This is a genomic window from Klebsiella terrigena (genome assembly GCF_006539725.1).
GTDB lineage: Bacteria > Pseudomonadota > Gammaproteobacteria > Enterobacterales > Enterobacteriaceae > Klebsiella > Klebsiella terrigena.
The window spans coordinates 74,433-88,163 of sequence record NZ_BJNO01000019.1 but is presented as its reverse complement, the minus strand read 5'-3'; the positions used below and the strand labels follow the sequence as shown (position 1 = coordinate 88,163).

Annotated in this window: 18 protein-coding genes and 1 pseudogene; 3 read left to right on the top strand and 16 right to left on the bottom strand. The window is 36.3% G+C overall.

Annotation, left to right across the window (positions count from 1 at the left end):
* Positions 1–108: 108 nt before the first annotated feature.
* Complete coding sequence (locus RTE01_RS19465) at positions 109–420, bottom strand: conjugal transfer protein TraD (protein WP_134526758.1); 312 nt, start codon at positions 418–420, stop codon at positions 109–111.
* A gap of 809 nt (positions 421–1,229) precedes the next feature.
* On the opposite strand from RTE01_RS19465, the gene mobQ reads away from it, so the two are divergent.
* Positions 1,230–2,732, top strand: a complete 1,503-nt coding sequence (gene mobQ, locus RTE01_RS19460; RefSeq protein WP_134526761.1) for a MobQ family relaxase — start codon at positions 1,230–1,232, stop codon at positions 2,730–2,732.
* A 76-nt stretch (positions 2,733–2,808) separates the two neighbouring features.
* On the opposite strand, the gene RTE01_RS19455 is transcribed toward mobQ, so the two are convergent.
* The 5 genes from RTE01_RS19455 to RTE01_RS19435 form a co-directional block, all read right to left on the bottom strand.
* Positions 2,809–3,909: a reverse transcriptase family protein gene (locus tag RTE01_RS19455; RefSeq protein WP_134526764.1), complete on the bottom strand. Its 1,101-nt coding sequence runs from the start codon at positions 3,907–3,909 to the stop codon at positions 2,809–2,811.
* On the bottom strand, positions 3,902–4,183 hold the full coding sequence (locus tag RTE01_RS19450; protein WP_005969687.1) for a helix-turn-helix domain-containing protein: 282 nt from the start codon (positions 4,181–4,183) through the stop codon (positions 3,902–3,904). Before RTE01_RS19450 ends, RTE01_RS19455 begins: the two co-directional genes overlap by 8 nt.
* Before the next feature lie 90 nt (positions 4,184–4,273).
* Positions 4,274–4,489 carry a hypothetical protein gene (locus RTE01_RS19445; protein ID WP_043015951.1) on the bottom strand — a complete coding sequence of 72 codons (216 nt, stop codon included), beginning with the start codon at positions 4,487–4,489 and terminating at the stop codon, positions 4,274–4,276.
* A gap of 456 nt (positions 4,490–4,945) precedes the next feature.
* Positions 4,946–5,221, bottom strand: coding sequence for a hypothetical protein (locus RTE01_RS19440; RefSeq protein WP_141335281.1), 276 nt, complete (start codon positions 5,219–5,221; stop codon positions 4,946–4,948).
* A 10-nt stretch (positions 5,222–5,231) separates the two neighbouring features.
* Entirely contained in the window at positions 5,232–5,783 is a 552-nt protein-coding gene (locus tag RTE01_RS19435; protein ID WP_134526767.1) for a membrane lipoprotein lipid attachment site-containing protein, read from the bottom strand.
* Between the two features lie 620 nt (positions 5,784–6,403).
* On the opposite strand from RTE01_RS19435, the gene RTE01_RS19425 reads away from it, so the two are divergent.
* Both RTE01_RS19425 and RTE01_RS19420 read left to right on the top strand, forming a co-directional pair.
* A complete protein-coding gene (locus RTE01_RS19425; RefSeq protein ID WP_141335279.1) occupies positions 6,404–6,781 on the top strand; it encodes a putative periplasmic lipoprotein in 378 nt (125 codons plus the stop codon).
* A gap of 364 nt (positions 6,782–7,145) precedes the next feature.
* Positions 7,146–7,910 carry a hypothetical protein gene (locus RTE01_RS19420; protein ID WP_122095475.1) on the top strand — a complete coding sequence of 255 codons (765 nt, stop codon included), beginning with the start codon at positions 7,146–7,148 and terminating at the stop codon, positions 7,908–7,910.
* 1 nt (position 7,911) lies between these two features.
* Here RTE01_RS19420 and RTE01_RS19415 read toward each other — a convergent pair whose 3' ends face one another.
* The 10 genes and pseudogenes from RTE01_RS19415 to RTE01_RS19370 form a co-directional block, all read right to left on the bottom strand.
* A complete protein-coding gene (locus tag RTE01_RS19415) occupies positions 7,912–8,217 on the bottom strand; it encodes a hypothetical protein (protein ID WP_122095476.1) in 306 nt (101 codons plus the stop codon).
* 64 nt (positions 8,218–8,281) lie between these two features.
* Complete coding sequence (locus RTE01_RS19410) at positions 8,282–8,593, bottom strand: hypothetical protein (RefSeq protein WP_134526773.1); 312 nt, start codon at positions 8,591–8,593, stop codon at positions 8,282–8,284.
* Positions 8,594–8,755: 162 nt separating this feature from the next.
* Positions 8,756–9,520 (bottom strand): hypothetical protein, encoded by a 765-nt coding sequence (locus RTE01_RS19405; RefSeq protein WP_134526776.1) that lies wholly within the window; start codon positions 9,518–9,520, stop codon positions 8,756–8,758.
* 821 nt (positions 9,521–10,341) lie between these two features.
* Positions 10,342–10,587, bottom strand: a complete 246-nt coding sequence (locus tag RTE01_RS19400) for an H-NS family histone-like protein (protein ID WP_174824244.1) — start codon at positions 10,585–10,587, stop codon at positions 10,342–10,344.
* Positions 10,588–10,656: 69 nt separating this feature from the next.
* Positions 10,657–11,006: pseudogene (locus tag RTE01_RS19395) on the bottom strand (hypothetical protein).
* 39 nt (positions 11,007–11,045) lie between these two features.
* Positions 11,046–11,282, bottom strand: a complete 237-nt coding sequence (locus RTE01_RS19390) for a hypothetical protein (RefSeq protein ID WP_134528562.1) — start codon at positions 11,280–11,282, stop codon at positions 11,046–11,048.
* 81 nt (positions 11,283–11,363) lie between these two features.
* The gene (locus RTE01_RS19385) at positions 11,364–11,660 is read right to left on the bottom strand and encodes a hypothetical protein (protein ID WP_134526781.1); all 297 of its coding nucleotides are present in this window, start codon (positions 11,658–11,660) and stop codon (positions 11,364–11,366) included.
* Between the two features lie 79 nt (positions 11,661–11,739).
* The gene (locus tag RTE01_RS19380) at positions 11,740–12,054 is read right to left on the bottom strand and encodes a hypothetical protein (protein WP_134526784.1); all 315 of its coding nucleotides are present in this window, start codon (positions 12,052–12,054) and stop codon (positions 11,740–11,742) included.
* Positions 12,055–12,086: 32 nt separating this feature from the next.
* On the bottom strand, positions 12,087–12,305 hold the full coding sequence (locus tag RTE01_RS19375) for a helix-turn-helix transcriptional regulator (RefSeq protein WP_005969708.1): 219 nt from the start codon (positions 12,303–12,305) through the stop codon (positions 12,087–12,089).
* 147 nt (positions 12,306–12,452) lie between these two features.
* The gene (locus RTE01_RS19370; protein WP_134526787.1) at positions 12,453–13,316 is read right to left on the bottom strand and encodes a DUF6387 family protein; all 864 of its coding nucleotides are present in this window, start codon (positions 13,314–13,316) and stop codon (positions 12,453–12,455) included.
* Between the last annotated feature and the right edge of the window lie 415 nt (positions 13,317–13,731).

The window sequence follows — 13,731 nt, the reverse complement described above, 5'->3', positions numbered from 1 at the left end:
TCTCAAAAACGAACACTATTTGAACAATCACCTCTGTAGTTCTAAATGCAAAACTGTCGCTGAATGCTGCAAAAAACTTTATTATCATTATGTTATACATTTGAGTCATTACTCCTGCCGTCCAACCATATCCTCAAGGAATCTTTTCCCTCGTAATTTAACTCTTGCTTTAGCATCCGCATTAATGTTCGAAGTTTGTAATAATATCCCCAATACAAACTCCTTATCGACATCTTCAACTTTACAGCCCATAGCTTTAGCTACTTCAGCACCAAGGATGATCTTCAAGCGTGTCTCAGCATTCTTGGACAAAGATTTCTCTTTGGTCTTGAGACGATTCAAACGCATCTGCGCTGAGGCTATTTTTTGCTTGATGGTTTTTTCTTTTCTATGCTGTCTGTTTTTATCATTCGTATTCATAATTACTTTTCCTTTTAGTTGTCAAAAACATGAAATACAATTAAAAAGGGAAAAGGTCAAACCATAGGCAGAAGGTTGAATGCTTTGTATTCCAGATTAAATTATGCAGCGCGATATGATTGTTCCAGACAATCAATAGCTGAACAGGCTTGCCTGTTAATGATTGTATTTATCCAGAAAAAATGGTGTTTTGGTTTTAAAAATGAAATATCAGTAAGCTCAAAATAAAACAATGCAACACAAACGAGTGCAACCACTAACTTAAAATATCTGAAACTCTCCACGTTACTTATTTTATCAAATCAATGAAAGCAGTTTCACCTGTTGTTTTTAAACTCTGATTTTGAGCCTTAACCAGTGAATTGTACAACACAAAAAGGCATCTGATATTTTCATCTGATTTACGCTTTCCCGCCTTACGGCGGGAGAAAAAATAACTACTTTTGCCCTTGCGGGCGCTATCTAAAACCCAAACATTCAATATTATTACTCTACCTCAACCGTTTATCCGATTCTAGCCCTGTTAATTTCACAGGCATTGAAACTAGCGTTATTATTTAACTATAGAAAAACTTTTTACATTGTCGTTATTTTTAGCTCCTTTAGGAGATATAAAAATAAAGCAATGCCCACCTATACACTCACTTCGTGAGCGTGTGGGGTCTACCGACGGTTGCTGCCGCAGGCTAAAACCAAGGTCAACGTCAACACCAGAGTTTTTCTTACGAAAAACTAAAACCAGCATAGTCGCATTGGAGATTTATATTTTGGTTTGATATTTAATTTTATATTGGGGTTGTTTCTATTGTATGGCTATTTTTCATCTGGATTTTAAAATTGTGAAACGAAGTGAAGGCAGATCTTCCGTTGCGAAGGCTGCTTATCATGCTCGTACACGTATAACAGATGAAAGAACAGGTGATACCTATGATTATAGCCGCCGTACCGATTTATACGGACATGTCATATTAGCACCCGTTAATGCTCCTCAATATATTGTAAAAGACTCCACAGCATTGTGGAATGAAGTTGAAAGAGTCGAGCGTCAACAAAATGGTCAAACAGCCCGTTATTTTGACGTTGCCATTCCTGCCGAGTTAAATAATGAAGACAAGAAAAAACTTGTCCTTGAATACTGCCAGAAAAATTTCCTTGATAAAGGCATGATTGCCGATATCGCTTTTCATGATCTTGATAGCGTTAACCCACACGCTCACGTTATGTTGACATTAAAAACCATAGGCCCGGAAGGCTTTGGTAAAAAAGAAAGAAGCTGGAATGACAGAAAAATGTCTGTCCTTTGGCGTGAATCATGGGCATCAATGGCTAACAGCTATCTTACTGCTGCTGGTTCATCAGAACGTATTGATCATCGTACCCTTCAGGCCCAGCATGAGGAAGCTCTATCCAATGCGGCGACTACTCTGGACAATGAAGAACAAGCGCTATGGCTTGCTAAAGCCGCTGAAACAAACCGCCCTGCCATGAAACGCATTCACAGCGCCAAATGGCGTAATAAAGCAGCTCAGGAGCAAAGATCCGCAGAACAGGCTGTACGTGATGTAGCCAAACTGGAAGCGATTGAAATCTATAAGACCTTCAGCGAACTTGACCTTGAAATCGTCGTTGATGTCAGAAGCTTCACTGTAGCTGTTGTTGCCGAACCAGAACAAATTGTATTACCTGAAACGCACTCCGGCTCTTCTGCTGATGAAACTCAAAGACCTGTATTGGTAGCGCCAGCTCCTCATACTCGTATGCGTGGCGTAAAATCCTATCGTGATAAAACAAAAGTCAGCAAGGTTGCTACTGGTAAGAAACCATCGGTTAGTATTTCTGATTCTGGAACAAATACTATTCTGGAAAATACTTCGTCTAAAACCCAAAACAGGGCATCCATAAACGCCCCTGAGCGAGTTAAAAGGAAACAGACTACTCCACGTCAGGATAATATCTTTAAACGCTTTACAGCTCTTTTAGTTGATTATATCAGGAATAAATTTATATGGGCTAAAACGAACAAAACTAAAGTTGATATTATCAGTGAGGAACATGATAAACGTATTGCTGATAACTATGTCTTTGATGAGGTATTAGGCCATCGTGTTTCTCGCGTTGAATATGAGAAACAAGCTAAATTTAACCACGATGACTACAAGCCAACACCGGATGAGATCAGCCGTTTCCCAAGTCGTCAGAATAACGAGCAGAATAATACCAATAGTGACATGGGTCTTATCCCATCCATAAATGAAAATAAAAAAAATAATTTACTACGATTGAGACCATCCAGCTATCGTGTTAATAAATGATTTTATTATCTATTAATCATAATCCGTAATAAATTGCTGAAAACCCAGTATAATTCACTCGTTATTTCTCAATCAGTTAGCTATTAAGTTTACATTTACAGGTTTTATATTCAACATCCAAAATGGCAGATACACTTTTAGATGAATTCCCTAATGGTTTTAACTTTGAATATAATGTTCTTAATTTCCTGATATCTTTAACCTTCCTCATCTCCCTGATTAATTTTATTGCATCCTTTTTATCAACACCGGCTACTAACTGATTAGCATGTTTTATATACTCTGCATGATTTTTATCACCTTGCTGCTTTAATGTATTTATTAATCCTCTAATTTTAAAATACAACGTAAGAACATCCATAACATTTTCTTTTTCAATCACTTTTTTCTTCAAATTAAAAAGACACATCCTTATATTATCTTTTCTTTTTTGTGTTGGCCTAAGCTCTTTGATTACTTTTACACCATGTACAATTTTGGACTGACCATTCCTCAAAATACTTGATTTCTTCCTATTTAATCTAACCCCACTTTTGAGCGCCATTGACAATATCATTGCTTTTATTTTTGAAATATCTTCATTATTAACATCAGATTCGAAACTAATAGTTATGTCATCGACATATCTCGTGTAATTTCCGCCTAATTTTCCGACTGCCTCACTGATAAGAGCTTCTTCTTCTAAAAATATCAAGTTGGCAATGTCAGTACTTAACTTAGTTCCTTGAACAAGTGAGCCTTCAAGTGTTGATAGATTGGCTATTAATGATGAAACTTCAGGAGAGAAGTTCATGTAATATTGAAATGCTTTAGCTATCAGCTCCTCTTTTATAGAAGGAAAAAAATCCTTCATATCTTCTTGAATAATAATTGATTTATTACGGTGAGATATACAATCATCTATATAGCTGACTCCTTTCCTACCGCCAGTAATATACTTCGGAAGTGATATCTTCGAAAAAACACGCTGTTTAATAAGCTCATGTATCTTTAATAATTCACCAACCACTTTATACGTCGTTCTTTTTTTACCTTTTCTTATTACCGGTACCATTTTGAAATAACTTTTTTTGTTTTTTAAAAGATAAGTGAGCCTCTCTTCATTTGTTTCCAGCATTTTGAATAGAGACTCTAAATTAGCAAGTGGTCTATTTGAATAATTCCAATTTTTATGCATTAACTAATGTATCCATTATAGTTTTTTTGAGCATATGATTGATTTCAGAAAACTCATCATTTGTTTCTTCATTTTCAGAAAGAAGGATGATGATATTTAGAGGGATATGTAGCGCTAATGATATTTTTTCTAGCGCTGAAATAGTAGGGTCTCTTTGATTATTCTCTATACGGGATAGATAAGATTTAGTTAAATCTGTTCTATCTGATAGTTCTTGTAAGGTGAGCTTACGTGCTTCACGGCATAGTTTAATGGTTGAACCAATATCTAACATAGTGCACCTCAGATAATGGGATTGACATGGCTGGCTGCTCGTTCAAAAAATGGAGATGGATACATAACAAATCCCCTTAGTAGGTAGATATCAATGAAAATCAGAATCACCGCTCAGAAGTTTAATTAAAGCAAATATCTTCGCGATATAAGAAAGATAATCTAAGGCTGTGTGGCCTTTAGAATTACCCTCGATTCTCTTTTCAAGGGTCAGAATCGCATCATCCAGTTCTTTCAAAGAGCTATTGTCTACAGTGTGTTTGCTCTTCTCACGCACTCGGCGCAAAGTATCTAAAACATCTTTCATAAAAACCTCTCATTTTAACAACACGATGCAACTTGCATCCCCGCCAAAATGTCTTGTGGATCGTGTTGCACACCGTAGACAAAGCCAGCCAACACCCATCCAACACAACTGATTGGATACCCCGCCATTTCAGCATTAAACAATGCCGTATCGTAGATATACGAATGCAATATACATTTCGCATTAAGCTACGATCACAATGAAGAGGGACATGGGCCACATCTCGTATTGGAGAAATGGTTGACTGAAAGTTTCACTCAGTCCTTTACCGATCCTAGAGGTTTTTAAAGAGCAAAGACAAACGAGTTCGTTCGTCCATAGTCAAATGATAGCTAGTTGTTGCCTGTCAGGCAACATGTTTTGTATGCTATTTTGGAATAAAAAATATTTTTTTTATGCAAAAAACCACGCACAGATCCGCCGACATGGTTTCTTTGCATCTACAGTAAGGGGGTTTTACATCCTTCTCCTGAATACAACATTATCAGAGAAGATCGCCTTACCAGCTATAAACCCAACAGCCGCAATTATTGGTAGGCTGATGGTAGCTCCCGCCATTCCTGTAGACATTCCGATTAGTATAGAAAGGCCGAAGGTCAATGATATAACCACGAAAGCATACCAGCCGGGGTAGGCTCCATATAAAACAGTCGCCATGCAGCCGGTGCAGACATGCACACCGCGCTGGCTTTCTTTCAGGCAAAACGGACACTGGATTATATTGTTTTCCATGATAGCCCCCTTAGATCGCTTTCCAGCCATTGCTGGTTTTAACAAGATTAATCATGCCCTCTTCAGGTTCATTCATACCCTTGACGCTGGAGAACGTTTTCTTGTCCACCCATGAAGGAACATCCGCCAATTTCCATGTATAAGACACTCGAACAACTTTCTGATTACCGTTTCCCGGTTCGGTCCATTCCTTTATCTCAGAAACTTCCCGATGACCGACACAGGCACCATTCTCACGGTCCCAAAACTCAACCTCTTGGCCTTTATCTGTTACTTCCAGAACATCAACATTGCTAAAGCCATTTGCCTGTTGTGAAACAGTGAGCAGCCCCTGTTCAACAAGACCATTCAGGATTTCATCACTGGCACTGTATCCGGCAGAACGGTAGCCACGGTTAACCTTAACCGGAAAACCTTTGTTGAATACAATGTCGTTGCCCTGCAGGGAGTAGCACAGCTTTGATTGTGATATTTTCGCGTTGATCGCTTTTTCAAAGTCGCCCTTCTCACCACATCCCGCCAGAAAAAGAGCTGTGCCAGCAACGAGTAAAATCTTCTTCATATTCCTATCCATCCCGATAATCAAAAATGCTGTTATGTAGAGGTAGCCTGCTGCGTACCAGTAGCCGTTACAGCTTGCTTTGACAGACATAACGAAGCAAAACCACCCGATTAACCAATTGATAGGATTCAATTATTTTTGTGGTCCGTCATATCGTTTGTAACGATCAAAAACAAAATAACGATAGATATTACCTATCGTTAAATTTTCATCGATCGATAAAACCAATTAAAATACCGATCGATAAATCATCTTCAATCGTTATAATCTATCAATAGGTTATTATCGATCTGCAATACCGATCATTTTCTTGCTAGAGGAATCGTTAATGAGTAAAGTACACCAGAGGGCCACCAGACAGTTTACGAGCTAGTTCAAGGGATAGAGCGTTGAACCATAAGACAAGCGGCTAATGTCGATTTATGGCCTTTAGATAGCTTTGATTAATGCAACATCAGGGAAAGCCACAATGAAAGATGCCATTAGCTGATTGGATAAAAAGGTCATAGGCTTCTTTCACTATCAATTGACAAAACTTTTTTGATCTCCAGCGACAATACAGCGCTGGTTAAGAACTCTTTACGCCTATTTTTACGTTTTACTGTTCATATGGAGTTAACATGAAAAAATTGTTTATCGCGGCACTGATGATCCTGCCCCTTACCGCTTGCACTACTTATGGCAACAAATCCCTGAAAGACGAATCCCAACAAACCGTAAAAGTAAAAATCGTTAAAGGGAAAACTACCCAGCAAGATGTTATTAACGCATTCGGTGAGCCTCAGACGCGAGCCACCAATGATGGTCAGGAAATGTGGTCCTATTCCAGCATGTCAGGCGAAAGCCAGATCTCGAACTACATTCCCGGATTGGCCCTGCTGAAGAACAGCAACACGGCTCACATGAACTCGCTTGAGATCTGGTTCAAAGGTAATGTTGTTGAGCGATATAATTTCAGCCAGACGGCGAGTAAGGTTTCTCGTGGGTTGTTGGATTAATTTAATTAAAACCAAACGAGTCATCTAATTATCATAGTGCTAATGAAGCTGGATATACTCTGGCTTTATTATTGCTGAATTATAGCCTTTTAATGCTGTTATTTATTAGCCAAATAAAATAAACGAATCATAATAAATATCATATCAGACTACAGTTTTTTTAAAAAAAATACATCAATCACTAAAAGTCAAGTTACTTTCTTTTTTATTTTCAAAATAATACAAAAACATCACAAAAAAATAATAAACATTGTTATTCATTCGTTAATGATATAGGCGACATATCTTAACACTTGAATGGCTTGACATGAAAATAAAATATCATTATTTTACTATTTATTTCTCATATGGATTAAGAAAATAAATGTCAATCTACCTGCCAATTGTTGAGCAATTCTCACCCAGATTTGAAATATGGGAACAACGAGACCCTACACATGATGAGTTAATGGATTTCTATCATAAAAATAAACATTTTTCATCGCCAAAAGTAAATATAAAATTGATACAATATGCCGAAAACATGCATGATGCCGCAAGATTAATTATAGCAGGCAGCGCTTCTAATGATTTAGGTAATCATATTGATAATAATTTAACGAATTCTAATGAATACAAAAAGTGGCGAGAGCTGATGCCTTCAAGAACACCAAAAACGCTGGCATTTTATCAAAAATCTTATTCTCGAGACATGAATTTTGATGATGTTGATGAAGAGATAATTTCTTGCGGGAAGTTACTCACTCAAAAACAACAACTAGTTCATGGTGGAAATATTTTTAATAATGAACCTATCGGAACAATTTTAAAAATGAAAAGGCCACTATCTACATCCTTATGCCCTGTAGTCGCTCAATCTAATGCACTTTGGGGGGGTAAAGCATATGAAGAGAATGCACTAACTCTGATAGTTCTAAATGTTATTAATCCTCAAACAAAAGTATTTGTTTTCCGACATAGTGGAACTAATTTAGGCCACGAGAAAGAAGTTTTATTTGCATCTGGGGCTACTTTAACTTTACGAGGTAGAACTGAAATGGGTGGTTATATAAATGTCAGCAAATTCTCAGGTACCATGTGTCATAAAAAAGCGGTACCAAGATATGTTTTAAAAGTTGATATTTCCTAAATTAATCTGTAGCGACAACAGCGATCTTAAGCCTATCAACAGCCTGAGATAACGCCTCATAGAGATCGCCCTCAATCTCATGCCCTAACTCACCGTTCCTGAACATTACCACATAGCCATTGGTCAGATCTCGCATATGGGTAAGGTTTATCGGCTCGATAGCTATTCTGATGTCTGTACCTTTGTATTCTGCAACTGGATAGCCCATATCGGTGTGAAGTACGATACCGCCAGAGGCTTCCAGTTCAGATAAGAAGTTATTTTCAGCTATGGCCTCACGCAGACCCTGCAGGCCAAGAAAATTCATTAATGCGGGTTCGTCTGGTGCGCTAGCTTTTACTCTGCCACAGTAATGGTAATCATCCAGAACACTAACAGAGTGTGTTAGGATGCTGAATATTATAGGTTTTGCTTTCTGACATTAATGATTTTATTGTCTCTTCACTGACTTGGCTGAGTTCAGAAATCAATCTTCCATACACATTTACCATTCGCGCCTTATCGTAATCATCTGCTGATTCGGACAGAAAGAATGAACCGTAATCTTTGATAAAGATGTTATTGTCATTTTCGAGAGTAAGTTTTATCCCGCACTCATTCTCTTCAACATCTTTAACTATACAGGTCATAAATGGTATGTTTTCATTGGCGTTAAAGAGCGCAATGATTTTAATATTATTCATTGTTTGATTTTCCTTTTTGTTTTATTTTTAATACCATATTTGTTTTAGAAAAATCAAATTTAACTTAAGTTGTATAAATAATATTTCATACAACGCTTGTATATTAAGCATTCCCGATCATCTTATTTACTCAATCACTACACATCATCTGTGTTAATACCTTTAAATATTATCCCAATCTAACGGTTTTTCTGGTGGTAAAAGAGTTACTGCCTCAACAGCGATACATCCTCCCATGCTTTTACTCATCATCGCTCCTTGGTGCTTTTTAGCCTGTAATCTTGCGATTAACAAATCTATATCTTCTTGGCTACTTACGTATTCTATGACTGACTCAATTGATCTATCTTCTTCTTTAATATTTTTATTTCTTCGGTCAGTGCTGGTAACACTTTCGGGTTGTTCTTCCATCACTTCTTTCTTTTTTACAATCTCTGACACAAAGCGAGCACGATCACCATTGAAGACAATGGCTGGGTTTATGAAATACCAGTTTTTTTCATTAGTTTTAGCAATAATACGTTTCTCTATAAGTTCTTTTATCCCCCTGTAAAAAATAGACTCAGACAAAGCAAAGTGATCTATTTTTTCTGCGAGAGAAATTGCTTTTTTACAACTCAGATAAAAGTGATCTTTTCCAATCGCATCCTGATATATACGTAAAAAGATAAAAAACACTTTGTAAGCTGTTTTCGTTAAATCAAAGTACGCTTTTATCTGGGAGGTGTAGAGTTTAATGAACTCTTCTTTATCGACCTCTTGGGTATGTACGATATTGGCAAAATAAGTTTTGCTGGTATCCTTCCTTTCAATAAGTTCTGTTCCTCTTGAAACAGTCAGGTTTCTTTTTCTTGTTTCAATCTTTAGCTCGGTCTCAAAGCAAAAAGGATTTAAGCCTAAATCTAAATCAACTTCTATTTCATTCATTTTATTCTTACCTCTTGTTATTTTATTTAAAATAAATTAAACACCATGCACAAAACAGATATCAAGTTTTTTGCGAAAATATTTTTAAAAGCGCAAGTATTCCAGTGACTATAATTTAAAGCACAGTCATTTTTAGTCTATAAAATGACATAGAAACTGACTACAGAGTCAGGAAAGCTCACTGTACAGTCAGGAATACTGACCACAGAGTCAGGAAAACTCACTGTACGGTCAGTCGCGTATTTTCTTCATAAGCCTTATACCGCAAGGGCTACAAGCCGATTTTGTCTTAATTTAATTTTGCAAGAAGTAAGAGATAATACTTAAGAGGATATAGAGAAACCGGGCGATTTTCATGATCGCCATATGGGGTTTCGATATTAAAATGATCAGTAATGTCTGAGCGTAATTTATTTTTTATTTCACCGTTTCCTTTCTATTGCATTAACATCTTTTTGAAAATCACCATCCTCTATGAGCTAACGCTCATGTGCTGAAGCACGGCTACGCCCTAACACTGACATTAATATATTTTCACCTTGATAAGCTAGTTTTCATATTGGCTAGGAAAGTCGAAAAGGATCGGATTTAGATCGTTTCATCTTTCTATTGTAAAACCGATCCGATGATAGAGTTTAGTGTTAAGTTTATAAAATAGGTTATTTACTCTTCAACATATGAAATATATTCACAGAATCAGCACTTAGTGATTGCTCAAGACAATCACATTGCTGGAACAGGGTTCACCCCTGTTGATGATGGATTTATCCATAAAGAATAGCGGCGTAGCCGCCAGTTAAATACGTTATTGTGACTGGTTATTACCTGTCAATAAGATCTTCTGGTAAAACTCTGTCACGTTTCATTTTCCCCCATATTTTTTGTAGCCTCTCACCCCTTAGCTCTTGTGCCTTTTTCTCACTAATCTCCAGATAGTATTCTTCACGGCGCTCCGCTACTACCTTACGGAACTTATTCAACAGTTGATTCAAGGTTTTTAAATCAGTTTTAGCCGCTTCAGCTTGGATTTTTCTATACATAAAAATAACGTGGAATTCATCAATCATATTGAACGCCTTATTTTTATCGTTCATGTTATTTCCCTCTTTCGAGGGAATACTCATACCATCTAAAAATCAAACAACTGTCATTTTCAGCTTCCAGTAAACAGGATCTTTATTTTCATCCTGATTTATATTTCTTGAAACAAGTTCAATGATATGCTCAAGATGCCAATGTAAGATTTCATCCTTTAAATCATTTTTATTGGTACCAGAAACATCATTTTTAATAGAGTATTTCATTATCTCACGAGTTATAATCACATCATAAATAACTTCTGAAAGTTTACCCCAACTCATAATATAGATTGCTGTTTCAGGATCATTTTCATAAATATTATATATCTCATTGCAGAATCCTTGTAAGATGTCAGCAACAAGTTCATTTTTGTTTTATCATAGCTGTTCAATACAATCTCTTTCATTTTTTCACCCTCACTTTTCAGTTAATATTTAGTAAAACATTAGTTGTTATAACCGATATTTATGACGACGCAGTCATACTCAAACCCCAAATCATCCACTAGCTCGTTATTAATAAATCGATTTAACTCATCAAATATATTTTTATCATCCATGATTTCTTCTACTGAATACCCAGTAATGGCAATAAATATTTCAAAACGCTCTTGAATAGTATTCATTACTTCTGGAGGTCCATCACACAACACGCTTACAACTACAGACATTTTATTTGTCATAGAACTTTGTTCGTTGTTGTTTATCATTTATATTTTCCTCTTATGCCTTTTGTTAGCCCCTTACGGGGCAAGATTATTTTTTTACTTTTTAAAGTTTTCTGAATACTCGACTAACATGGAAGCGACCAGTTCAAAGTTAACCTGATTAATATCACCACTATTACCTTCTTGGGCAGTGAACCTTTCAAAGTTGTTCTGAATATGATTAATCACATGGATAATAAATGGACTCATAAAATCTGGATCATCCAAATAATCATTAGCATCCCCATCGCCATTTACTTCCATGAACATATTCCAGCTTGCGGTAAACGACCTACAAGCAAGCTCATAGAACAGTTCGGTTGATTTATTGAAACCTATCTTTTCTTTAGACATATTTACACCCTCATAGTTAAATGCTTATTTAATTCATTTTGTTTTTTATTAGCCCCTTTCGAGGCCGAATACTCTGCTGTTAGCTCATGCCAAAAAGTAATGCATTTATATGGACATTTTTCATTTCCAATATAACTTTATCCATATCAACATAAATCAGTCTTTCTCTCTTACCAGCTTCTTCCATATATCCATCAAAACGCTTAGCCAGATGATCTTTAACATGTGAAAGATACGATTCCGTTCTATTATTATCTAACATAATAGATGCAACTAACTCATTATCTCCTTGCTCTTTATATATCAGCATCCCAGCCACATAAAGATACTTTGTCATATCATAAAATGTTTTTGTGGATAACTTTTTGATACTTTCCATTTCTTGATTATTCATTTTATTTACTCTTGTTATTATTAAAATATTTATTATTCAGATACAGGACGTGAATCAGAAATGATTTTCTCAATCCATGCATCAATCTCACTTTCTATAAAGGCAATAGACCTTAAACCCGTTTTAACCTGTGATGGAAAGCGACCAGCTTTAATAAGTGTATAAATCCATGTCTTTCCAAATCCCGTTCTCCTTATTACTTCGGGCAACCGAATAAGTTTTGGATGTTTATCTGTTTTGTTTTGAACCATGTTTATCTCCTGTGTTGTTCGATGGAGATAATTCTAGGATTTTGGCTAGTATTAAACTAGGGATGTTCACCAACCGTGAGTTTCGCGGAAATTTTTGGAGGGATACTCTTTATAGGGACGTTCGCAGATTGTGAACATCCCTTGTGTTTACTTTTTGTTTTTATCCGAGGCTTTATCGTTAAATGTTATTACGTCAATGACATTCCAATCCTTTAACATATTGTTTTTAATATAAAAATCATTTAAAACCTTGAAATACTCATCATTATCAAGATAACTTTTCGCGTAACCATAATCAGTATCTTTGATGTTCTCACTACTTCTGATCCCATTATTACCATGCAATATGTCAGCTAAAATGGTGAAAGGTATGTTCTTACCTTCGTTGTAGAGCTGTTCCCATGAGATCAAATCCATCAAAGGGATGACTTTGTAATCAAGTATTCTTTCAAAGGTCTTATGACCAAACCTAAACTTTCGTTTCGGGGGTTTAGGCGTTTTTAGGTGCTTTTGCCATAGAGCAATCAGCACTTGCAGGTGTTCTGCGAGATCGTCACTGCTGGCTTCTTCCAAGTCAATTTCAATCAGCATCTTGTTAGCTGGGTTCATCCCCCCCTGTTTCAGATACTCAGAGATGTAGTCGGAACTCACTGCAACAGGATCTGTTTGCTCTGAAGTCTCCAGCCGATACATAGCCCGCCCATAGTTGAACAATTGAACTCTGGTCATTGGTCTTACAGCATAGCTATGCGACAGTCTGTGATTGTCTGAAATCCAGTCCGATTGAAGTATCACATCACCACATCTGATTTTGGCATCATGGTATATAGCTTGCATTTGATTATCTTTGCCTGCTGTTTCCCATTGTTGTCTTGTTTTGTAAGCCAACATCCGTCTTTCAAGCTCTGCATAGATTTGTTCTAGGGTGAGGTCTTTCAGGCCATCATATCGGCGTACATCAAACCAAGATAACGCAGTCCTGATTTCTTCTATTTCTTTTTGTGTAGTCATTGTTCTACCGATTGCTTTTGTGTTTCATAAAAGTTAACCCATTCAACATGATAGAGAAAGTGGAAAAGAGGTGCGGTTTTTCAGAATGGTGTGAGAGCAGATAAGTAATCTTGGATGTAAGTGCTTTAGCCTTGACTAAACATTCTTTCTTTACTAATAATTAACCAATTGTTTTATATCAATTACTTTAACGATAATAACGACAACACCATGTTGATAATCAAATAAAAGTAAGATGCTTATAGTTAGATGGTTAAGACAACAACCAATTGTTTTTAATTGATATTTAATTGACAAGAAAATAATAATGATGGTAAATATGCTGGTAAAAATATATTTAACTTTAACAAAGTCAGTAACAACAGGAGATACAGATGAAGTTCGAGTCCAGTCAGAGGAGCCAAATTTATGTTTT

What these genes read in the sequence shown, in the direction of transcription:
- RTE01_RS19380 (WP_134526784.1), bottom strand. Translation starts at nt 12,054, where the DNA reads ATGAATAATCAAGAAATGGAAAGTATCAAAAAGTTATCCACAAAAACA.
- RTE01_RS19440 (WP_141335281.1), bottom strand. Translation starts at nt 5,221, where the DNA reads ATGGAAAACAATATAATCCAGTGTCCGTTTTGCCTGAAAGAAAGCCAG.
- RTE01_RS19465 (WP_134526758.1), bottom strand. Translation starts at nt 420, where the DNA reads ATGAATACGAATGATAAAAACAGACAGCATAGAAAAGAAAAAACCATC.
- RTE01_RS19400 (WP_174824244.1), bottom strand. Translation starts at nt 10,587, where the DNA reads ATGATTGATGAATTCCACGTTATTTTTATGTATAGAAAAATCCAAGCT.
- RTE01_RS19445 (WP_043015951.1), bottom strand. Translation starts at nt 4,489, where the DNA reads ATGAAAGATGTTTTAGATACTTTGCGCCGAGTGCGTGAGAAGAGCAAA.
- RTE01_RS19390 (WP_134528562.1), bottom strand. Translation starts at nt 11,282, where the DNA reads ATGACAAATAAAATGTCTGTAGTTGTAAGCGTGTTGTGTGATGGACCT.
- RTE01_RS19435 (WP_134526767.1), bottom strand. Translation starts at nt 5,783, where the DNA reads ATGAAGAAGATTTTACTCGTTGCTGGCACAGCTCTTTTTCTGGCGGGA.
- RTE01_RS19425 (WP_141335279.1), top strand. Translation starts at nt 6,404, where the DNA reads ATGAAAAAATTGTTTATCGCGGCACTGATGATCCTGCCCCTTACCGCT.
- RTE01_RS19370 (WP_134526787.1), bottom strand. Translation starts at nt 13,316, where the DNA reads ATGACTACACAAAAAGAAATAGAAGAAATCAGGACTGCGTTATCTTGG.
- RTE01_RS19455 (WP_134526764.1), bottom strand. Translation starts at nt 3,909, where the DNA reads ATGCATAAAAATTGGAATTATTCAAATAGACCACTTGCTAATTTAGAG.
- RTE01_RS19410 (WP_134526773.1), bottom strand. Translation starts at nt 8,593, where the DNA reads ATGAATAATATTAAAATCATTGCGCTCTTTAACGCCAATGAAAACATA.
- RTE01_RS19420 (WP_122095475.1), top strand. Translation starts at nt 7,146, where the DNA reads ATGTCAATCTACCTGCCAATTGTTGAGCAATTCTCACCCAGATTTGAA.
- RTE01_RS19415 (WP_122095476.1), bottom strand. Translation starts at nt 8,217, where the DNA reads ATGAATTTTCTTGGCCTGCAGGGTCTGCGTGAGGCCATAGCTGAAAAT.
- RTE01_RS19405 (WP_134526776.1), bottom strand. Translation starts at nt 9,520, where the DNA reads ATGAATGAAATAGAAGTTGATTTAGATTTAGGCTTAAATCCTTTTTGC.
- RTE01_RS19450 (WP_005969687.1), bottom strand. Translation starts at nt 4,183, where the DNA reads ATGTTAGATATTGGTTCAACCATTAAACTATGCCGTGAAGCACGTAAG.
- mobQ (WP_134526761.1), top strand. Translation starts at nt 1,230, where the DNA reads ATGGCTATTTTTCATCTGGATTTTAAAATTGTGAAACGAAGTGAAGGC.
- RTE01_RS19375 (WP_005969708.1), bottom strand. Translation starts at nt 12,305, where the DNA reads ATGGTTCAAAACAAAACAGATAAACATCCAAAACTTATTCGGTTGCCC.
- RTE01_RS19385 (WP_134526781.1), bottom strand. Translation starts at nt 11,660, where the DNA reads ATGTCTAAAGAAAAGATAGGTTTCAATAAATCAACCGAACTGTTCTAT.